This window comes from Bacillus cereus group sp. N6, assembly GCF_016483705.1.
In the GTDB taxonomy this organism is placed as follows: domain Bacteria; phylum Bacillota; class Bacilli; order Bacillales; family Bacillaceae_G; genus Bacillus_A; species Bacillus_A wiedmannii.
The window spans coordinates 30,825-50,541 of sequence record NZ_JAEHBI010000011.1 but is presented as its reverse complement, the minus strand read 5'-3'; the positions used below and the strand labels follow the sequence as shown (position 1 = coordinate 50,541).

The window sequence follows — 19,717 nt, the reverse complement described above, 5'->3', positions numbered from 1 at the left end:
AATACTAATTATCTCCAAAATGAACAATACGAGCTGAGTTCCTATAACCCTATATACGTTTATTCAACTAGTTTCTCCCCTGTAACAATCTGAAACAAAGTGGCTGCATGTTTCCCTTCTAATTGAGCGTACCGATTTTCCCCCGTCTTGATTTCTATTTTATCCTTATTAGGGCTTACCCAAATTTGATACGACACAGCTTTCGCCTCTATTTTCGGATTTTTAAATTGAAAAATAAAGTGATAATCAGCTGGGCGAGACATTTCCACTTTTTTATTTTCAAAAGTAATATCATTTAATATTTTCTTTACTTGCAACACTTCATTATTATCTTTCACTACCTTAAGATCTTCATATTCATTATCACCAATATGTTTTTGCACTTGGATTCTTTGATCTTCATTGCCTGATATATTTGAACAGCCGGTTATTATGAGTATACAGATCGCAATAAAGACTAGAGACCAATTTCTAATTTTCATATTCATACCCTCTTTTCAATACAAAATATTTTAATTTGTAAAATAAAGGTAATTAATTTAAACTTAAAAATATACATAATAAAGAGAAAGGAGTATCGTTCCATGCAGTTACAAACATACACTTGGAAAAGTTATACGTTTCTCATTGTAAGTATATTCGTTACTATTAATCTCTTTCTCTTCTCACCTATTTTAGACAGAGTTGGAGTAGAATATGTTGTACCTTTCGCCTATTTCATATTAGCTTCTGCTGTTATAGCAATAATATTAGCAGTTATCTCTTTTTGTAGCCGATCTGAGAAGAAAATTTTAGCCATTATCGGTTTATGTTTTACTCTATTTAACACAGTAATTATTTTATTTTTCCTTTGGTTTGGTTACCATTTCACTTAATTGAAATATAAATAAACTCCATAAGCCACAAATAAAATTAGTAACATAGAAATGCTAAGTACCGTATATATGGTCCATTTTGCATTTGTACTCATATACTCCCCCTTCTCACTTCATAATAATTCCATTATATAACAAAAAAGCATTGGATACCCAATGCTTTTCACACTTACGCAAATAAAGACGTATTCGCATATAACGCTGGTGAACCACCTGAATGTACGAATAAAATGTTGTCTTCTTTATTAAATGTACCTTTTTTAATTAAGTCGATTAGTCCCGCTACTGCTTTACCTGTATATACTGGATCGAGTAAAATACCTTCAGTTTTCGCAAGTAATTGAACAGCTTCCACCATTTCTGGTGTTGGTAACGCGTAACCTGGTCCTACATATTCATCAAAGCATGTAACAGTTTCGCGCGGGATAAAGTTCGGAATACCAACGTGAGCTGACGTTTCCTCTACAAGTTTTGCTACTTTCTCTTCTTGTTCTGCTTTTCCTCTACTTACGTTGATTCCGATTACAGGAATGTGACTTTGTGTTCCAGCAAAACCAGTAATTAAACCAGCGTGCATACCAGCACTACCACTTACGCAAACAACTGTACTGAAATCAATTCCTTGGTCAAATGATTGTGCCATAATTTCTTGCGCACAAGCAACGTATCCCATTGCACCAGTAGGATTTGATCCACCAACTGGTATTACATATGGTGTATTACCTTTTTCACTTACTTCTTTCGCTACTTTATGCATCTCTTCCATAAGATCTGCTCCGTTTGGTACAACAATTACATTTTCAGCACCTAGTAAATGATATAAGAAATAGTTTCCGTTAAAGTCTGGCTTCTCTTCTGGCTCAAGCCCTTCTTCTAATACAAGGATACATTTCATTTTTTCTTTTACCGCAGCTGCCAGTGTTAGACGGCAATGATTTGACTGAATACCACCAGCTGTAATTAACGTATCTGCACCTTTTGCCTGTGCATCTGCAACTAGAAACTCTAACTTTCTCGTCTTATTACCACCAGCTGTTAAACCAAGTAAATCATCTCGTTTAAAATAAATAGTCGGCCCACCAAGTGCTTCAGAAAAATTGTTTAATTTTTCAATTGGAGTATATGACTCTGTATATTTTTTTCTCGGGAATTTAGCTAAATTCATTAATAACGCTCCTTTTGTACTTCTTTCACAATGTATGTAACGATACTATTATTACATGTAAAAATGATGAAGTCATCTTTCTGGGTGAAAAATGTGTTGGAATTCGGTTTTTGTGAATGGAATTGTATTAATAATTTTAACTCTAATACGGTACGTGAAATTACATTAATAACTTTCACTTTATTTCGGTACATGAAGTTTATATGAACGATTTTTTCAAATATATCGTCCATAACTTGAAATATATCGACTTACCGATAAAAAACGACAACACAAAAGAGCCCACTTATTAAAAAGTAGGCCCTTACTAATCACTTATTTGCCGAAAATCGAAGAAGCTGTGTTAATCCTGGCTCTAAATTCATTTCGCCTTTATGACGTACGTGTACAACCTTGTTCCCATCAAATTTCGGAGCATTCCCTGGATTATACGTCAACCATTCGTTCGTTCCTTCTACAGAGTACTCCATATACTCCGTTGCACCGACAATTACATTTTTACTATCGTCAGCTGTTACATTTGGTGCCATTTGTGCGACTTTCGCATCACTAATTAATAGCTTCTTTATATCCTTATCACGTTTATAATATCCTGTTCTATCGATTTTTATTACTTAACCTTACAAAATTGTAATAAAAATCAAAGATCTACTATTGTCCTTTATCTGAGGGCAATGAAATTCATTAACAAGATTGATATGAAGTTATATCTATTGTTTCAGTTAAGGCCCCTAAAATACTAGTTTGGTTAATCAAATAGATATATTCCAAACTACAAAAATTTATAATAGAAAAGGTGGATTTTAGTTTTAATTAGAATTTGACCAAAGTATTGCTGCAAATATTTATTCTATAAAAAGAAGAACCCCACACATTTTGATTAAAACTTCAAAGTATCTCTAGATACATCTAAAAATTTAGCAACTTGTCCAATTGTGTACATTATGTTCTCCTTTATCATTGCTACTTAATTTATTACATTCATACTTCATATTCTTTACATTATCGAATTTCTCTTCCTATTAATACCTCCTTGTTCTCCCCCAAAAAAAGACACAGAGATTTCTCCCCATGCCTACTAATTCCTAATTCTTCACCGCATGCACATAATGCACCGTCTCAAAAGCTTTTAAATAATCGTTTCGTCCTTCAAAATATAATGTATTTATGTCTTCTGGCGATAATTGCTCATAAATGAGTAAGCCCACCTTCTCTAATAGTGCTTCCATTTCAGCGTAAGAAAAACACGATTTCATCGGTTCTCCGCCTACTGCAGCCATTTTTACCATATTTTCCACTCGATTGGACAATCCTTTTTCCGTAAATAAGTTTTCATCCGGATAATCGAATACGATAGAGCTCCCCACTGGAACCATCTCGAATAAATTTTCTATTAAACTAGAAAGCTCCTCTTTCGTTAAATAGTACGTAACACCTAATAGGCTAAAGAAAGTCTTTTTATTTTCAAATCCTTCATTTACTAATTTTTGCTTCAAGAAATCTTTAGTAAAATCCATCGAAACAAAATGAAGGTTGTTTGGAGTTTCAAGTGCTGCTTCTTTTATTCTCTCCCTCTTAAACCTTTGTGTAGAAGGATGATCTACTTCAAATATTTCTATTTCATTCTCTAATTCTCGTTGTCTAAAGCTGAACGTATCTAAGCCTGCACCGAGTATGACGTATTGTTTTGCGCCTAATGTAATTTCATGTAGCAATACTCTTTCACAATATGCCGCACGTGCCAAAGGTGTTGGTGATAATTGAACTTGTGTAATCCATTTTAATATTTCTTGTGGATTGTCTTGAAACTTTTGTGCAATGTCTGTATTGAAAAAATGGATTCCTTGGACCATATTTGTTTCAATATCGTTACGTTCTTTTTTGAAATGAAATCTTTAGCTACATAATCATCAAAGATTTTAGGACTATCAAATTCACTATGGTACGCCCTTCCGAAAGCTGATACTAGCGACGTTACACTCGCTTCACCTTTTTTCACGCACATACACTCCTTCATTTTCACAACAAAAATAGGGTTCCCCTGGCCAGGAGAACCCTATTATACACTTTATTTTTATATTGGTAAATTATAGCATAAATAAGTTTTTTTGTCAAGTTTTCAGCCTGCTACTACTCCGACATTTTGTATATTCTCTAGCAGGAAAATTGTCAATTCACATCGAATGTCCCAAATGATAACAATACATATGGAGGCCAATATGAAACGATTAGTGATCATTACAGTAGGAAAAACACACAGCGGAAAAACTACATTTGCTAAAGAACTAGAAAAAGAGTTACCCCACGCTTTCGTTATGGATCAAGATAACCAAGCTGAATTCATTAACACGCATTATGAAAAATTACAGCCGGGCGAAGGCCCAAATACATTTAAACACGGTCTTTCGAAATTCATTGTTGATTATGCAAAAGAACATACAAGTTTACATCTTATTATTTGCAACTCAAATAGAAGCCGAAACGGCCGGATGTATTTGCTAAATGAATTGTTTCAGAAAGAGGAATATGTACGTATACTCGTTCATTTTGACATTCCAAATGATGTACTTTACGAAAGAGTAGCTCGAAGCACGCGAAGTACCAATATTTTTAGAGGTGATTATTGTAGTTTCAAAGAAGTACTCGATCGACAACAGTCTGAATCACTTCACGAAGATGTGGTAAATCCTATAGAAAACGAGGCTGATTATTTGTTTGTTATTCGTAATCGTAAGGATGTAAACTCTACTATAGAAGAAATTGTTCATCTAGCTAAAGATCTCTCCCCTACCCAAAAATAATAGACTATAAGCATTACATAATGATAGATTATTATGCAAATACTTCCTCTAGACATCCTACATGGTATATAATGATAAGATAATCTACTTCTATATGCTCAATTCTACACAAAACAACTCATGCATATGAAAGAAAAGAGGTACAAAAATATGAAAACAAAACAAACAATCGCTGCGTCTACACTAGCTTTAGCAATGATTGCTGGCGCAAATTCTGCTCATGCGGAAGTAACTGATGCTACTCCTCAGCAAAGTACAGGAGATCGATTAGCTGAAATTAAGCAACATAGACAAGAATTAGATGCGAAATTACAGCAGCACAAAGAAAACGTGGATCAAAAGTTGAATGAACTTAACCAAGTTAAGGAAAATGTTGACACGAAGGTTAATGAACTACATGAGCGTAAACAAGTTGCTGATGAAAAAATTAACGAAATAAAACAACGTAAAGAAGAGCTAGATGCAAAACTTCAGCAAGACAAGCAAATCGCCGAAGATAAAATCGCTGAAATAAAAGAGCATAAAAAACAAGTAGAAGAAAAAGTTGCTGAAGTGAAAGAACATAAGCAAAATATCGATAATAAAGTGAATGAGATTAAAGAACATAAACAAACTGTCGATGAAAAAGTGAATGAAATGAAGCAACATAAAGAGAACATCGATCAAAAGGTTAATGAACTTAAGGAAGTAAAAAAACAGGTAGATGAAAAATTAGCTGAGTTAAAGAAAGCAAAACAAACTGCTGAGGACAAACTTGCTGAGTTAAAAGAAAATAAGCCGCATACTGGAAATACGTTAGAGGAACTTAAGAAAATTAAAGGCAATTTAGATAGTCTTTCCGCTAACTTAGAACTAGCGAAACAAGATGTAAAAAACAAACTAGCTGAATTACAAAAAGCTAGAGAAGATTTACTAAATAAAATTAACGAAATTAAACAAGCGAAACAAACTGTTTCAGATGATTTAACAAAGAAAAAACAAGACTTAGATATTAAAATTAACGACTTTAAGCATACTGAGAAAAAAATTGAGGACAAATTAGCTGAGGTACATACAACGAAGCAAAATGTAGATAACAAAATTAATGAAGTATCTCAATCAAAACAAACAGAAACAAAGACTGGTACTACAAACACAAACAATAACGCTAGAGAACTTCCTAACGCTGGTAGTGAGCAATCAAACAATATGGCTTTAGGTATGTTATCTGTATTAGGCGGCGTTTTATTAATTACACGAAATAAAATTAAAGCGTTATTCTCAAAATAAAGCAATTATACAAAAGACAACCGCACACTTGTGCGATTGTCTTTTTTCTTTATATTAACTTCCCATCTCTTAGCGTCAATATACGATCACATACATCAAGCATTCTTTCATCATGCGTAATCATAATTGCTGCTTTTTGGCTCTCTTTCACTTCACGTTTCATCATTTCTACAACTTCACGTGCGCGTTTTGAATCTAAGCTTGCTGTTGGTTCATCCGCTAATATTAAATCTGGGTTGTTCATGAACGCGCGAGCGATTGCTACCCTTTGTTTTTCCCCGCCAGATAGTTGATTTGGATAATGACTTTTTCTTTCTCCTAATCCAAATGCCGCTAATAAATGATCCGCACGCTTTTCTGAGTCTTGTTTGTTTTCTTTTTTAAGCTTTGCAATGTAAAGCAATTGTTCTTTTACATTTAGATATGGAACAAGATTTGCAAACTGGAAAATGAAGCCGATTTTTTTCAAACGAATGTCTGTCATTTCCTTTTCTGATAGCTTCGTAATATTTTGCTCACGAATGTAAATATCCCCTTTTGATGGTGATAATAACGCACCCGCGATTGATAATAACGTACTTTTCCCTGATCCAGAAGGACCGACGATTCCGATAAATTCTCCAGCTTTCACATCAAGCGACATCGGATGAAGGGCTGTTACTTCCGTATTCCCTTCTCCGTACACTTTACTTACTTTGTCTAATTTTAATAATGAAGTCATTACATCCCGCCTCCAATTGCTTCTAATGCATCAACTTTTAATACTTGGTATAACGAAATAAGTGTTCCTAAAATACTAATTACGATGAAGATTGCTGCATATTGTGCAATCATCGGTGTTGTTAATAAGAACGGCATACCCGCTGGTAAAATTTGTTCTAATCCTTGTACAAGAACAATACTGATTACCATCGCAACGACTGATAAGAATAACGCCTGCACGACTAAGCTATTTGCTAAATAAGAGTTCTTTGTACCGATTGCTTTTAATACACCTAATTGCTGTGTTTTTTGCAATGTAATGACGTAGAAGAATACACCGATTAGTAACGCAGCGATAACAAGTAAGAATGCAATGATCATTGTTAATGTTCCTTGCTCTTCTTTAAATCCTGGAATGCTTTGCAGTACTTCTTTTTTGTCGATAACATGTGCATTTTTAATTTCTTTATCTGTATTCAGTGCAATTGCACTATAATCTTTTTGGTTTGGTTGTGAAATAGATCCCCATACGTCTTCATTTACATAAACGACTGGTGTATGGCTAAACATTTGATCTTTCGTAAATCCAACGATTGTAAATTCTTTCTTTGAAACAGGATCAATAATTGTATCCCCAATATCGATTCCTTTTTCTTTAATAGATTCATCAGCAACCATTTCGTTATTTGCTGTGCCTAATTTCTCACCTTTTACAATGTTCGGTTCTAAAAATGAATCACGTTCACTTGAGAAAATAGCAACATCCACTTTTTTCGAACTATCTTTCTTTTCATACGTTGAAACTTTCACACGAAACGGAACGGCCTCTTTGTCGCCTACTTGATTGACTACGTTATCTACATCTTCTTTCTTAATTTGTGAACGAAGTAATTTATTTTCCGCATCATCTGCTAAAACGAACTTATTTGCCTCCATATTTTGAATCGATGAAGCATTATCATATGATAATCCATTTGCTAATCCTGAAATAACAAGAACTAAAAATGATAATAACACCATAATCAGTCCGATTAATCCGTATCTTAATTTTGATTGTTTTAATTCACGCAGAGCTAAAAACATTTCGCTCGCTCCTTCCTCTTTCTTTCTATGCACTTATCATAAAAAAGAAATATGAACGGAATATGAACAGAAGATTACAGAGGAGAAGATTTAATTTTCGGAAAGTATTGAAAATAATCAGAATCCTTGATACAATTCAGTCAAATAATCTTGACCGAGTAATTTTATTTGAGGAGTTGATCTTGTTGAAGCCCATGTTAACACTAACTACTTATAGCCAACTAAAAGCAATAAGCGATCCACTTCGTGTCGAAATGATGATGCGTCTATGCGAACGTCCTTATACAGGACAACTACTATCTGATAAATTCGGCATTCCAAGGGCTAAAATTCATTATCATTTAAAAGAATTAGAAAAGAATGGTTTTATAGAAATTGTTTATACAGAAGAAAAGAATGGCATCATTCAAAAGTTTTATCAATCTGTCGCTAGAGGCTTCACCCCTGCCGCGGACCTATTACCTCATTTAGAAATATTAAGCGAATCAGGTCGCCAAATCTTTTTACAAATGACAGAAAGAACGAAAAGCCATATTCTCGCTGCACCAGAAGAAGCTTTTACATTACGAAAAGTAAGCGGAGACCCAGCAGAGTGGAATTACGTTTCATCTTGCTGGGAGTTTGATGCCACGCCAGAACAATTTCAAGTGTGGGTGAAAAAATTTCATGAATTAATGGCTGAATTAAATGATATCGCAAAAGACGCAGATAAAGATCCAAATAGTAAATCTTATTACATTTCTACTACTGCACTACAAATCGATGAAAAAGCAATGCAGCGCTTTGTGAAAAAAGAAGAAAAATCGTAATACGATTTTTTTTACATAGACGGTCAAAATTATTTTACCGAATAATTTTTTTATAAAGGAGTAGATTAAATGGACATATTAAAAAACCGAAATTTCCTCTTACTTTTTTTAGGAAGAATTTTTACAAACATAGGAGATAGCTTATATTATGTAGCTGCGATGTGGCTCGTATATAAGCTGAGTGGTAATCCTTTTTATTCTGGATTGGCTGGTTTCCTTACATTATTACCTTCTGCATTACAATTCCTTACCGGCCCATTCGTTGATAGATGGGCAATAAAAAACACCCTCGTCATTACACAAGTTTTGCAATGCATGCTTATTTTAATCATTCCTATTACACACTACTTCGATCTATTAACAGTTCAACTACTACTCATCATCATGCCCATCGTAGCCTTTATCGAACAATTCGCCTATCCCGCACAATCAAAAGCTTTACCACTTCTACTTCATAAAACACAACTATTAAAAGGAAATTCACTCTTTTCATTTGCGTATCAAGGCATTGATTTAATTTGCACGACGCTTTCTGGCATATTAGTAGCACTACTTGGCGCAATCACTTTATATGTAATTGACTCTATTACATTCGCGATTACTGCCCTTTTGTTCTTTTCATTGAAAATGCCAAAGCAAGCAGAAACCAATACATCACTTTCAACTAAACAATATTTCACTGATTTAAAAGAAGGTTTTTCGATCGTCTTCCGTTCATTAATGGGCGTATTCTTAATCGGTTCAGTAGTCGCTAATTTTTCAATCGGTATGACGATGGCGATACTCCCTTCTTTCGCTGATTCTTTAGGAGGCGTGAAATCATATGGCTTCTTCTTAGCCGCTATATCAGCCGGCAGTTTAATTGGAGCATTATTCAGTTCATGGGTTGGTAAACGTAATGTTGGCCGTGTCTCTATTATTGGCTTTGCGACTGGTGCTATCTTTTGGTTTCTCTCCACGATCGTACCGTTTCAGTGGTTGTCTATTCTCTTATTCGGTCTAGCCTGGATTCCAATTGGTGCAACCAACATATTATTTGCGACAATTAGTCAAATTGTAATTCCAAATCAGTATATTGGACGCATAAACTCAGTCATGCGAAGTATGGGCACAATTGCTATGCCGTTCGGTTCTTTAATTGGTGGATATGCTGCAAATGTATTTAGTAGCCAACTCATTTTCGCGTTCGCTAGCATCGGGATTTTATTTATTTCTTTCGTATGGCTACTTCATCCAAAGTTACGGGCTTTGCCGAAAGCTGATGAAATTACAGCGGATACTTTTGAAGTTCGGTTTAAAGAAGAGCGCGGGAAAAGTACAGCTTTATAGCAGAAGTGGCAGTACGTGAAATTTATATCGGCGATTTTTCAAATATATCAGCGCAACTCGGATTATATCGGCGATTTTCATAATATATCGGCGCAACTCAAATTATATCAGCGATTTTCCGATTATATCGATTTATCGACAAAAAATGACAAAAAGAAGAGGCTGTTCCCAAGCAGCCTCTTCCATCTATTTCGGAAGCTCCACCTGAACAGTAGTCCCTTCCCCTTTCGTACTATATACTGAAACGTTTCCGTTATGCAGTTCAACAATTTTCTGCACAATCGATAATCCTAAACCACTACCTTCTACGTTTCTTGCCCTTGCAGTATCTACTTTGTAAAAACGATCAAATATACGATCCATTTCTTCTTTTTCCATACCGATTCCGTTGTCTGATATAGAGATCATCACGCTCGACTCTAATTCTTCTACAACAAATTCAATCGTTCCGCCGTCGTTTGAAAACTTAATGCTATTCGTAAAAATATTACTCCATACTTGATGAAGTAAGTTTTCATCACCTTGTATTGTAATATCCGGCACATCAAATTCAACGGCGATATCTTTTTCACGCCATTTCCATTCGAGCATAAAAATAACGTCTTTAATTTGCTTCTGCAAATTGAATTCTTTTATTTGTAATACTTTTTCTTCTTTATCTAGTGAAGCTAGCGTAAGTAACTGTTTACATAAACTAGACATTCGCTTACTTTCGCCCTCAATAATTTGTAAGTAATGGTTTCTTTCTTCCGCACTCATCTCTTCTGACTGTAACGTTTTTGAGAACCCTTGTATGGAAGAAAGCGGCGATTGAAATTCATGAGAAACATTTGAAACGAATTCTTGTCTCATCTCATCTAATTCTTTTATACTTTTCGTCATCTTTTGAAAATTAGTTGCTAATGTACCAATTTCATCTTTTCGATTTTCATCTAATTCGATATCATATTCACCACTTGCAATCTTTTGAGTCGCTTTCGTAAATGTTCGAATGGGACGAACGATATAACCTGCTGCAATCGCTATAAAGATAATACTTAATAGTACGATAAACCCAAGTAATACCGCTAAGAAAATTCGCATCTCGCCAAATTGGTTCTGAATGTCAGGACGAATAAATAAAGCGTACTGTTTATCACCGTGTTGCACTGGTACACCGACACTATTTATTAATTCATTATCGAAAAAACCTGTAATAAAGAGACGTGTTGGATACGTAGAAACACCATTAAACGTTTCGCCATTCAATACTTTATGAACGGTATCATCACTTATTGTTGTCTTACGAAACGCGTTGCCGATACGTTTTCCATTCTTTTTATCATCGACAATATAAATTTCATATCCTAACTTCGCAATAGACTGTAAGTATGCCTCTTGATTTTCTTCACTTTGCTTTTCATATAACGATTTTACTTCTTTCGCATACATTAAAATCTTTTCACTATTGTACGGTTTTAACTTCACTTGATAGTACACATTTGTTAATAAAAAACCGATAATACTGCTAAGTAGCATGATTCCAACCGTCATAAAAACAAATCTAGAGTATAGTGATTTCATTTTATTTCAACTCCAACTTATAACCGAGTCCGCGTACTGTCGTAATTTGAAAATCATCTGTTCGTTTTGAAAAACGATCTCTCAGTCGCTTCACATGAACGTCAACTGTTCGTTCATCTCCTTCAAAATCCATTCCCCATACTAATTCAATTAATTCTTCTCTTGAAAAGGTTCTTCCAGGATAACTAGCAAGTTGTGATAATAATTCAAATTCCTTTAATGGAAGCAAAATCGTCTGACCGTTACACTTCACTTCAAACCCTTTTCGGTCAATTATCGTTCCGTGTAATGTAATAATATCAGCACTAAGCATTTGATAACGGCGCAATAGAGCTTTCATACGGAAAATTACTTCAGCTGGTTCAAATGGTTTTACAATATAATCGTCCGTACCAGAAATGAATCCTTTTTCTTTATCGACTAGCTGACCTTTCGCAGTTAATAAAATAACCGGTATATCATGATACTTCCGGATTTCTTCACATAACGTATAGCCATCAACAAACGGCATCATAATGTCTACTATCGCAAGATGAATATTTTCTTTCTCTAATACGCCTTGCGCTACCTTTCCATCTTCCGCTTCAAAAACTTTAAACCCCTCTTTTTGCAAATGGTAATGTAACAATTCTCTAATATGCTTATCATCATCAGCTAATAAAATATGTATCATCTTCATTAAACCCTCTCTTGTTCATCCTTCTACATCCTTACCTTAAGAAACAATTGGATTTTTTGCAAGAAAAAGAAAAACAAACCAACATTTTAAGATAAATAAAAAGAATCTATTTTGAAAAAAGATTATTCAAAATAGATTCTTACGTTTTAGTATTAAGATTATTTTAATGAAAAGTAATTTCTATGCTTTAGAAATATCAACGAATCCTTCTCCAAATACGTCACGAACATCGTGTATAGCAATGAACGCAGCCGGATCTGTAGTTTGAACAATCCGTTTTAGCTTGACTACTTCTTGCTTATTAATAACAACATAAAGAATTTCCTTCGGCGTTTTCGTGTAATAGCCATGACCTGAGTACACAGTAACCCCTCTGCCCATTAATGTAGTTACCTTTCCGGCAATTTCATTCGGGTTATCAGAAATAATCGTAATGGCTTTCTTCGGATTTAAACCTTCAATTACAAATTCCATCACTTTCGTTGCTACATATAGCATAATAATTGTTATCATCAGTTTTTCTGCACCAATGATGAAATAAGACGAAAACGCAACGATTAAATCGAAGAACAGTAAACCATAGCTAATGCTCCATCCTAAATATTTATGCGTCATCCTTGCTAAGATGGTAGTACCTGCTGTTGTTCCGCCAACACGAATAATAAGACCAATCCCGCACCCAATAAATATTCCTCCGAAAATGGCATTTACGAGCATTTCATCCGAAGCAATCGTCCAACCTTCTGTCAAATGAAGGAATAGCGAGTTCGTAACTACAGCGATAATCGTATAAATTGTTGTAATCTTATTTAAAAATTTATAACCAGCTATTAACAAAATCGCATTTAAAATTAAGTTAACTAAGCCTGGTGACCATTCAAATAAATAATACGTAATAATCGTGATACCAGTTACTCCACCCTCACCAAACTCGTTCGGGATAACAAACAAATTGACACCTAACGCAAAAAGAAATGCACCAATAATAATAAAAATAATGTCTGTCGTTCTTTTTTTCATACAGTACCTCACTTCTTATGTAAATATTTATTCTGTCATAAACTCTCACCATTATATCGTGGAATATTCAAATCGAACAGTGGTTTATTTTTATTTTAATATAGGGTAATAAATCAACTTCATCCTATATCCACATGTAATTAAAAAGTAAAACAACTGTATTTATTATGTACGACAAATAAAGTTTTGATTTCCCATGCAATTCACCCTAAAAAATGTATATCAACACTCTCACTCGCACAAACTTCAAATACAAAACAAATAGGCGAAGCTATAGAATAAACTTCGCATCAAGCGTGTGATCATAGAGATTCATATGAGATTTTATATTCATAATTTCCAGAAATAAATTTACTTATCCTTCTCCATATATTCTTTAATCTTTCGTTCTTCCCACTCTTTTCCGAATATCCCAACTGGAAAAGTTGTCAAACCATGTATAACGATACCGATTCCCCAACCTGCAAGTGGATATAAAAACCACAATTTACTGGAATCAGAGATTATATTTATAATAAAAAGCATTAAGTTCACTAGTATATACACCGTTAAATGAATGTAAAACGCTTTTAAATTCTCCACCCTTTTTTTAGCTCGTAAATAAACCTCATCTTGCTCCACCCTTAAACACCTCTTTCCATATTGTTTTTTTCACCTTCGCTCCAGTATTAACATCATATTCTAATCGGAAATCCGTTATTCTCAAAAACCATAAAACAAAAAAGTACCCATCGAATTATCATACATATGATGATTCGATGGGTACTGCATGATACATTTGTTATTTACAAGCGTCTAATTAAGACCAAATCCAAACATCATCATTATTTTCAACGTCGCTCTTTACCTTATGAACTTTTTCAATGTTGTCCGTTGTGTTCCAGTTAATAGAACTTCCGCCCCAGCCCACATACTTCATATCAATTTTTACTTTCTCACCTGTATGAAATACTTGTCCCTTCGTTAAGAAAACATCAATAATAACTTTCTTCCCATTTAGTGATGGATACTCAACTACGACATATTTAGTAGAACCTTCTCCTTCCTCTTCCCTCGTTCCTACTTTTGATACTTCCCCAATCACATAATCAGGAGAACCATCTTCTTTCATGTGCATACCTAATTTATTTGACGTATTTTCAACTGTATTTGCAACCATATATTCAGTAAAATTACGCATCATAGATCCAGTAGCTTTTACTTCATCTCCTACTTTCACATTTGAAAGAGAATCTATATATACACTTACAGGCTCCTCATATTGCTTAGATTTTACGACAATTACACCGTTATCTACTTCTATTACTCGTCCTTCTAACGTCGAGAAATTCGATTCAATAGAAGCTGCACTCGCTTTTGATAGTTCTAATCCTGGTAAATTCGTTCCTGATAATGCTGCGATCCCTAAAGCACCTGCTAAAATTAATTTTTTCATACCCATATGTAACCTCTCCATTCATGATGATTATATTTTTTGATTGGATACGACCAACCTGTAACTATTATAGTTACAGGTTATATAAAATAGCAACCATCTTTCTTATGCAATGTTGCATACTGTAACTTTTAAATATGAATCGATTATTCCTATATTCAACACGAGTGCTAAATTCTTGAATCACAGCAGGGAAACGGATTGATGATGAAGAAACTAATGTGATGCATCATATTTTTTCAATACTACAGTTTGTATAATCGTAGTCCATTACATTATGTAGGAGCGGAGTTAATATGTTAAAGAAACCAAACAGATTACAGCCAGGCGATATCGTAGCAACAGTAAGTCCTTCATGGGGAGGCGCAGGTGATTCTGAGATAAGATGGCGTTATGAACAAGGGGTAAAGAGATTAGAAGAAGTTTTCAGTCTTACGGTTATCCCAATGCCAAATAGTTTAAAAGGTAGCGAATTCATTTATAACAATCCACAGGCTCGTGCGGAAGATTTAATGACAGCTTTTAAGGATACGCGCGTGAAAGCAATTATTGCGAATATTGGCGGTGAAGATAGCATTCGCTTACTTCCCTATATAGATTTTAATGTAATACGTGAAAATCCGAAAATTTTTATGGGATACTCTGACGTTACTATTTCACACTTGTTTTGTCATAAAGCAGGAATTTCCTCTTTTTACGGTCCAGCAATTTTAACTGATTTTGCCGAAAATGTAGAGATGGATCCATATACGGTTGAAATGGTAAATCGAACTCTCTTTTCCAATGAAATGATTGGCGAAATTCAACCAGCTCCTGAATGGACGAGTCAGCGTTTAGAATGGATAGAAATAAATAAGGATACAAGGCGTACGATGCAACAAAACAATGGATATGCGTTACTTCAAGGCTCTACCACTGTACAAGGGCGCTTAATTGGTGGTTGTATAGAAGTATTGGAATTTGCAAAAGGAACGGAGCTTTGGCCTGAGAAAAAACATTGGGAGAATAGTATTCTCTTCTTTGAAACTTCTGAAGATCATCCAGAACCAAGTTATATAAAGTATTGGTTACGAAATTATGCAGCGCAAGGCATTCTCCAAAAAGCAAAGGGTATCATCTTTGGTAAACCAAAAGACGAAATGTATTATGAAGAATATAAACATGAAATACTGCAAGTTATGAAAGAACATAACTTAGAAGATTTGCCGATTCTTTATAATTTAAATTTTGGTCATACCGAGCCGAAGTTTATTTTACCTTACGGTGCGATGGCAGAAATTGATTGTGAAAATGGGGCTTTCTCTATTTTAGAGAGTGGCGTGGAATAAAGGAAAACTTTAAATCAGTATAACCATAAGTTTTATAATTATGTTTTCCTGATCCTACAGGAAGAATAGCGTATTTTTTCATTTTAGGGAGATTACTTATCTAATGATAAAGGGGGATTTACGTGTATGGAAGCAACATTTACAGTAAGTAAATGGGATGAAAAACTAATTGATGATACTAGAAAAGATTTCCCTATTAATATTGCCCATGTTGAATATGATATTGATGGTGAATTAAAAGGAAAAGCTTTTGTTGAATACTTATTATATTATTTAGACTCAAATATAAATGATGGTCACTTGGCTACTGCTAAAATTTCTGGATTTTTACACTTTGAAGGAATTTATAAGGGGCAACAAGGGACATTTACAGCTATAGAGCAAGGAATATTCGATAAAGGAAATCTAAATTCCCCAGGAACAATTATTAAAGCTACTGGTAACTTAGAAAATCTGAGAGGGTCCTATAATTATCAGTTTACAGGTCAAACCAGTAAACTAATTTTAGAGTTTGAATTCCAGCAAAACATCCTATAATTTAGTGGAAAGGACATTTCTTGTAATACTAGGAATGTCCTTTTTGTTGACGGGCTTATTCAACTATTCTTCTATTAGTTAAGAAAAGAACAGGGTATATTACATAACGTCTTATTATCAGTATCCAGCAATGCATAAAATTTTCGTTATGGGGGGGGATTAAAAATCTAAGCTCGAGAGGCATGTGGCCCCCACCTATTCATTACTTTTCCTACTAACTAAAGAATAATCCCAGAAAAACTCCCCTGCATAACTTCTTTTTCAAGTTGATTCCTACATATAAACATCGCAATAATTTTTGTACGATTTTTTTCATCGGGCTCAAATTGTTCAATAGTTACGTCACAACGAATCGTATCACCGCTAAAAACAGGACGTACAAATTCAAAATCCATCTTGCGAGCTAGTACGTTATAATCACCGCCAATTTTTGTAGGCAACGTTGATGTTAACAGTCCTTGTACAACAAATCTCCCCTGCTCATCTGGTGTAACATGATGAACACCTTCATCTTTCGATACTTCCGTAAATAAAACAACATCCTCTTTCGTAAAAGTTCGCTCAAAGGTGATTTTTTCCCCTACTTGCAATTTCATCTATACCCCTCCTCAAAAACACTTTATAAATAAGAAAAACCGAAACTATAATCATTTCGGTTTTTCAATCTAAAGAAGTCTATATTTACTTTAAAGAATGTACAAACAACCCACTACGCAGTTTCGGTTCAAACCACGTTGACTTCGGCGGCATAATTTCTCCAGCGTCTGCGATTGATAGTAAAGCTTCCATTGATGTCGGATATAATGAAAACGCTGCTTTATATTCACCGCTATTTACAAGGCGTTCTAGTTCTTCTAATCCGCGGATTCCTCCGACAAAGTCAATGCGTGAATCAGATCGCGGGTCGTGTATTTCAAGTACTTGGCTTAATAAATGATCTTGCAGAATAGATACATCTAAACCTTTAACGAGATCATTCGCATCAAACGTTTCCTCTTTCACTGTGAGTCTATACCATTTCTCGTTTACATACATACCAAATGTTTTTGGCTCATTTGGTTTATACGGAGAAACAGCTGCTTCTTCTACATAAAAGTATTGTGCAATTTGCTTTAAAAACTGTTCTTCTGATAAGCCGTTTAAGTCTTTTACAACTCGGTTATAGTCCCAAATGGATAATTCATCGTGAGGGAATAATACAGATAGGAAGAAATTAAACTCTTCTTCTCCTGTGTAATTCGGATATTGTTCTCTTCGCATGAGCCCTACTTTTGCTGCTGATGCTGAGCGATGATGCCCATCTGCAATATAAAGATTAGAAATATCTTCAAATGCGTTTACTAAAGTAGCAATTACATCCTCATCAACTATTTTCCAGGCAACATGCTCCACGCCATCTTCTGCTGTAAATGTATAGATTGGCGCATGCTCTTCTTTCCAGCTTGCAATGATACGTTTCACATCTTCTTTCGTACGATACGTTAAAAAGATAGGCCCCGTATTTGCATCACACACATCTACGTGGCGAATACGATCTAATTCTTTTTCGTGACGCGTTCTTTCATGTTTTTTAATTGTATCATCTTCATACTCATCAATAGATGTACAAACGACAAGACCTGACTGCGTTCTTCCTTCCATCGTCAGTTCATAAATGTACAGTGATGGCTCTTCATCTTGTATAAATACTTCTTCTCGTATAAATCGATTTAAATTTTCACCCGCTTTTTCATATACACGATCATCGTACGGTGAAAGTGCCGGGTCTAAATCAATTTCTGCTTTATCAACGTGTAAGAAAGAATACGGATTCCCTTTTACAACCTCTCTTGCCTCTTTACTATTTAATACGTCATACGGTAAAGCTGCAACTTCCGCTGCTTTTTCTTCTACTGGACGAATGGCTCGAAACGGTCGGATTTTTGCCAAGTTTTCCTCTCTCCTTTACACAATCATTCGAACGGCTACAACACCTGTAATTTTGCTTATATTTTCCACAATGTTCTCTTTTATTATATCATCAATTCCGTTATCAATATCAATCATTGTATATGCCCAAGAATGTTTACTACGATTAATCATATCCGCAATATTAATATGATGTTCTGCTAAACATCCTGTAATTTGTCCTACCATGTTCGGAACGTTTTGATGCATGATTGTAATACGTTTCTTTCCGATATAAGGGAGTTCGACGTTTGGATAGTTTACTGAATTACGAATATTTCCTGTCTCTAAATATTCACGTAATTGGCGCGCTGCCATGATTGCACAATTTTCTTCTGATTCAGATGTAGATGCACCAAGGTGAGGCGTCGCTGTTACATTTTTCATCTTTATCACATTTTCATTCGGGAAGTCTGTTACGTAATGCGTAATAACATCTTCTTCTAACGCTTTTTGAAGAACATTTTCATCTACAAGTTCTCCTCTAGAGAAATTGAATAAACGCATACCTTTTTTCATCTTCTCTACAGCGTGTTCACCAATAATTCCCTTCGTTTGATTCGTAAGAGGAATATGAAGTGTAATATAATCACATGTTGCGAAAATTTCATCTAAACTAAATGCTCTTTGTACATGTGTAGAAAGGCGCCATGCTGTTTCAACTGAAATGTAAGGATCATATCCGACAACGTCCATCCCTAAAGCTAACGCATCGTTCGCAACTAAAGCACCGATTGCGCCGAGGCCAATTACACCTAGACGTTTCCCTGCAATTTCTGATCCAACGAATTGTTTTTTTCCTGATTCAACAAGCTGCGGTACTTCTTCACCCTCTAAATTTTTCGTCCAGCTTACACCGTTAATAATGTTACGTGAAGACATAATAAGGCTGGCGATAATAAGTTCCTTTACTGCATTGGCATTAGCTCCTGGTGTATTAAATACTACAATCCCTTTTTCTGTACATCGCTCGACAGGAATATTATTTACACCAGCACCAGCTCTTGCAATCGCCTTTAAGTCTTTTGAAAATTCTTCTTGGTGTAAAGAATAGCTGCGAAGTAAAATACCATCTGGGTGGTCCATTCTATCCCCTACTTCATAACGCTCTCCGCTAAGTACTTGCAAACCCTTTTCCGCAATTTGATTTAACGTTTGAACACGAAACATATCCC

Annotated in this window: 19 protein-coding genes and 2 pseudogenes; 7 read left to right on the top strand and 14 right to left on the bottom strand. The window is 34.9% G+C overall.

Features of this window, described 5'->3' with window-relative positions; all coding sequences use genetic code 11:
- Positions 1-59 precede the first annotated feature (59 nt).
- Positions 60-482 (bottom strand): YhfM domain-containing protein, encoded by a 423-nt coding sequence (locus tag JDS99_RS11010; protein ID WP_097907138.1) that lies wholly within the window; start codon positions 480-482, stop codon positions 60-62.
- A gap of 102 nt (positions 483-584) precedes the next feature.
- Here JDS99_RS11010 and JDS99_RS11005 point away from each other — a divergent pair, with 102 nt between their 5' ends.
- Complete coding sequence (locus tag JDS99_RS11005) at positions 585-875, top strand: hypothetical protein (protein ID WP_088609341.1); 291 nt, start codon at positions 585-587, stop codon at positions 873-875.
- A 169-nt stretch (positions 876-1,044) separates the two neighbouring features.
- On the opposite strand, the gene cuyA is transcribed toward JDS99_RS11005, so the two are convergent.
- The 3 genes and pseudogenes from cuyA to JDS99_RS10990 form a co-directional block, all read right to left on the bottom strand.
- Entirely contained in the window at positions 1,045-2,040 is a 996-nt protein-coding gene (cuyA, locus tag JDS99_RS11000; RefSeq protein ID WP_088063975.1) for a D-cysteate sulfo-lyase, read from the bottom strand.
- A 311-nt stretch (positions 2,041-2,351) separates the two neighbouring features.
- Positions 2,352-2,627: pseudogene (locus JDS99_RS10995) on the bottom strand (DUF4073 domain-containing protein); the annotation flags it as partial.
- Positions 2,628-3,125: 498 nt separating this feature from the next.
- Positions 3,126-4,045: pseudogene (locus tag JDS99_RS10990) on the bottom strand (class I SAM-dependent methyltransferase).
- A 214-nt stretch (positions 4,046-4,259) separates the two neighbouring features.
- Here JDS99_RS10990 and JDS99_RS10985 point away from each other — a divergent pair.
- Together JDS99_RS10985 and JDS99_RS10980 are read left to right on the top strand one after the other, a co-directional pair.
- On the top strand, positions 4,260-4,841 hold the full coding sequence (locus tag JDS99_RS10985; protein WP_088609336.1) for an ATP-binding protein: 582 nt from the start codon (positions 4,260-4,262) through the stop codon (positions 4,839-4,841).
- Between the two features lie 150 nt (positions 4,842-4,991).
- Positions 4,992-6,110 (top strand): LPXTG cell wall anchor domain-containing protein, encoded by a 1,119-nt coding sequence (locus tag JDS99_RS10980; RefSeq protein WP_088063980.1) that lies wholly within the window; start codon positions 4,992-4,994, stop codon positions 6,108-6,110.
- A gap of 49 nt (positions 6,111-6,159) precedes the next feature.
- On the opposite strand, the gene JDS99_RS10975 is transcribed toward JDS99_RS10980, so the two are convergent.
- Together JDS99_RS10975 and JDS99_RS10970 are read right to left on the bottom strand one after the other, a co-directional pair.
- Positions 6,160-6,831: an ABC transporter ATP-binding protein gene (locus JDS99_RS10975; protein WP_000202602.1), complete on the bottom strand. Its 672-nt coding sequence runs from the start codon at positions 6,829-6,831 to the stop codon at positions 6,160-6,162.
- Positions 6,831-7,895, bottom strand: coding sequence for an ABC transporter permease (locus tag JDS99_RS10970; RefSeq protein ID WP_088063981.1), 1,065 nt, complete (start codon positions 7,893-7,895; stop codon positions 6,831-6,833). Before JDS99_RS10970 ends, JDS99_RS10975 begins: the two co-directional genes overlap by 1 nt.
- Positions 7,896-8,080: 185 nt before the next feature.
- Here JDS99_RS10970 and JDS99_RS10965 point away from each other — a divergent pair, with 185 nt between their 5' ends.
- Both JDS99_RS10965 and JDS99_RS10960 read left to right on the top strand, forming a co-directional pair.
- Positions 8,081-8,704 carry an ArsR/SmtB family transcription factor gene (locus JDS99_RS10965; RefSeq protein ID WP_199695077.1) on the top strand — a complete coding sequence of 208 codons (624 nt, stop codon included), beginning with the start codon at positions 8,081-8,083 and terminating at the stop codon, positions 8,702-8,704.
- A gap of 69 nt (positions 8,705-8,773) precedes the next feature.
- The gene (locus JDS99_RS10960) at positions 8,774-10,033 is read left to right on the top strand and encodes an MFS transporter (protein WP_088063982.1); all 1,260 of its coding nucleotides are present in this window, start codon (positions 8,774-8,776) and stop codon (positions 10,031-10,033) included.
- A gap of 186 nt (positions 10,034-10,219) precedes the next feature.
- Here the strand turns inward: JDS99_RS10960 and JDS99_RS10955 are convergent, their stop codons facing one another.
- The 5 genes from JDS99_RS10955 to JDS99_RS10935 all read right to left on the bottom strand — a co-directional run bounded on the left by JDS99_RS10955 (position 10,220) and on the right by JDS99_RS10935 (position 14,736).
- A complete protein-coding gene (locus JDS99_RS10955) occupies positions 10,220-11,596 on the bottom strand; it encodes a sensor histidine kinase (protein WP_199695076.1) in 1,377 nt (458 codons plus the stop codon).
- Position 11,597: 1 nt separating this feature from the next.
- Positions 11,598-12,275, bottom strand: coding sequence for a response regulator transcription factor (locus JDS99_RS10950; protein ID WP_199695075.1), 678 nt, complete (start codon positions 12,273-12,275; stop codon positions 11,598-11,600).
- A 180-nt stretch (positions 12,276-12,455) separates the two neighbouring features.
- Entirely contained in the window at positions 12,456-13,295 is an 840-nt protein-coding gene (locus JDS99_RS10945) for a YitT family protein (protein ID WP_000747488.1), read from the bottom strand.
- Between the two features lie 351 nt (positions 13,296-13,646).
- Positions 13,647-13,916 (bottom strand): 2TM domain-containing protein, encoded by a 270-nt coding sequence (locus JDS99_RS10940; protein ID WP_088063985.1) that lies wholly within the window; start codon positions 13,914-13,916, stop codon positions 13,647-13,649.
- A gap of 178 nt (positions 13,917-14,094) precedes the next feature.
- Positions 14,095-14,736 carry a hypothetical protein gene (locus JDS99_RS10935; protein ID WP_199695074.1) on the bottom strand — a complete coding sequence of 214 codons (642 nt, stop codon included), beginning with the start codon at positions 14,734-14,736 and terminating at the stop codon, positions 14,095-14,097.
- 290 nt (positions 14,737-15,026) lie between these two features.
- Between JDS99_RS10935 and JDS99_RS10930 the strand changes: the two genes are divergently transcribed.
- Together JDS99_RS10930 and JDS99_RS10925 are read left to right on the top strand one after the other, a co-directional pair.
- A complete protein-coding gene (locus JDS99_RS10930; protein ID WP_199695073.1) occupies positions 15,027-16,058 on the top strand; it encodes a S66 family peptidase in 1,032 nt (343 codons plus the stop codon).
- Between the two features lie 126 nt (positions 16,059-16,184).
- Positions 16,185-16,595, top strand: coding sequence for a DUF3224 domain-containing protein (locus tag JDS99_RS10925; RefSeq protein WP_088063988.1), 411 nt, complete (start codon positions 16,185-16,187; stop codon positions 16,593-16,595).
- Positions 16,596-16,813: 218 nt separating this feature from the next.
- On the opposite strand, the gene JDS99_RS10920 is transcribed toward JDS99_RS10925, so the two are convergent.
- The 3 genes from JDS99_RS10920 to JDS99_RS10910 form a co-directional block, all read right to left on the bottom strand.
- Positions 16,814-17,191: a hotdog family protein gene (locus JDS99_RS10920; RefSeq protein WP_048544764.1), complete on the bottom strand. Its 378-nt coding sequence runs from the start codon at positions 17,189-17,191 to the stop codon at positions 16,814-16,816.
- Between the two features lie 85 nt (positions 17,192-17,276).
- On the bottom strand, positions 17,277-18,524 hold the full coding sequence (locus tag JDS99_RS10915) for a DUF1015 domain-containing protein (protein ID WP_088063989.1): 1,248 nt from the start codon (positions 18,522-18,524) through the stop codon (positions 17,277-17,279).
- Between the two features lie 15 nt (positions 18,525-18,539).
- Positions 18,540-19,712, bottom strand: coding sequence for a 3-phosphoglycerate dehydrogenase family protein (locus tag JDS99_RS10910; RefSeq protein ID WP_087984206.1), 1,173 nt, complete (start codon positions 19,710-19,712; stop codon positions 18,540-18,542).
- Positions 19,713-19,717 lie beyond the last annotated feature (5 nt).

What these genes read in the sequence shown, in the direction of transcription:
- JDS99_RS10985 (WP_088609336.1), top strand. Translation starts at nt 4,260, where the DNA reads ATGAAACGATTAGTGATCATTACAGTAGGAAAAACACACAGCGGAAAA.
- JDS99_RS10945 (WP_000747488.1), bottom strand. Translation starts at nt 13,295, where the DNA reads ATGAAAAAAAGAACGACAGACATTATTTTTATTATTATTGGTGCATTT.
- JDS99_RS10935 (WP_199695074.1), bottom strand. Translation starts at nt 14,736, where the DNA reads ATGGGTATGAAAAAATTAATTTTAGCAGGTGCTTTAGGGATCGCAGCA.
- JDS99_RS10960 (WP_088063982.1), top strand. Translation starts at nt 8,774, where the DNA reads ATGGACATATTAAAAAACCGAAATTTCCTCTTACTTTTTTTAGGAAGA.
- JDS99_RS10950 (WP_199695075.1), bottom strand. Translation starts at nt 12,275, where the DNA reads ATGAAGATGATACATATTTTATTAGCTGATGATGATAAGCATATTAGA.
- JDS99_RS10930 (WP_199695073.1), top strand. Translation starts at nt 15,027, where the DNA reads ATGTTAAAGAAACCAAACAGATTACAGCCAGGCGATATCGTAGCAACA.
- JDS99_RS10910 (WP_087984206.1), bottom strand. Translation starts at nt 19,712, where the DNA reads ATGTTTCGTGTTCAAACGTTAAATCAAATTGCGGAAAAGGGTTTGCAA.
- cuyA (WP_088063975.1), bottom strand. Translation starts at nt 2,040, where the DNA reads ATGAATTTAGCTAAATTCCCGAGAAAAAAATATACAGAGTCATATACT.
- JDS99_RS10920 (WP_048544764.1), bottom strand. Translation starts at nt 17,191, where the DNA reads ATGAAATTGCAAGTAGGGGAAAAAATCACCTTTGAGCGAACTTTTACG.
- JDS99_RS10925 (WP_088063988.1), top strand. Translation starts at nt 16,185, where the DNA reads ATGGAAGCAACATTTACAGTAAGTAAATGGGATGAAAAACTAATTGAT.
- JDS99_RS11010 (WP_097907138.1), bottom strand. Translation starts at nt 482, where the DNA reads ATGAAAATTAGAAATTGGTCTCTAGTCTTTATTGCGATCTGTATACTC.
- JDS99_RS11005 (WP_088609341.1), top strand. Translation starts at nt 585, where the DNA reads ATGCAGTTACAAACATACACTTGGAAAAGTTATACGTTTCTCATTGTA.
- JDS99_RS10970 (WP_088063981.1), bottom strand. Translation starts at nt 7,895, where the DNA reads ATGTTTTTAGCTCTGCGTGAATTAAAACAATCAAAATTAAGATACGGA.
- JDS99_RS10955 (WP_199695076.1), bottom strand. Translation starts at nt 11,596, where the DNA reads ATGAAATCACTATACTCTAGATTTGTTTTTATGACGGTTGGAATCATG.
- JDS99_RS10975 (WP_000202602.1), bottom strand. Translation starts at nt 6,831, where the DNA reads ATGACTTCATTATTAAAATTAGACAAAGTAAGTAAAGTGTACGGAGAA.
- JDS99_RS10980 (WP_088063980.1), top strand. Translation starts at nt 4,992, where the DNA reads ATGAAAACAAAACAAACAATCGCTGCGTCTACACTAGCTTTAGCAATG.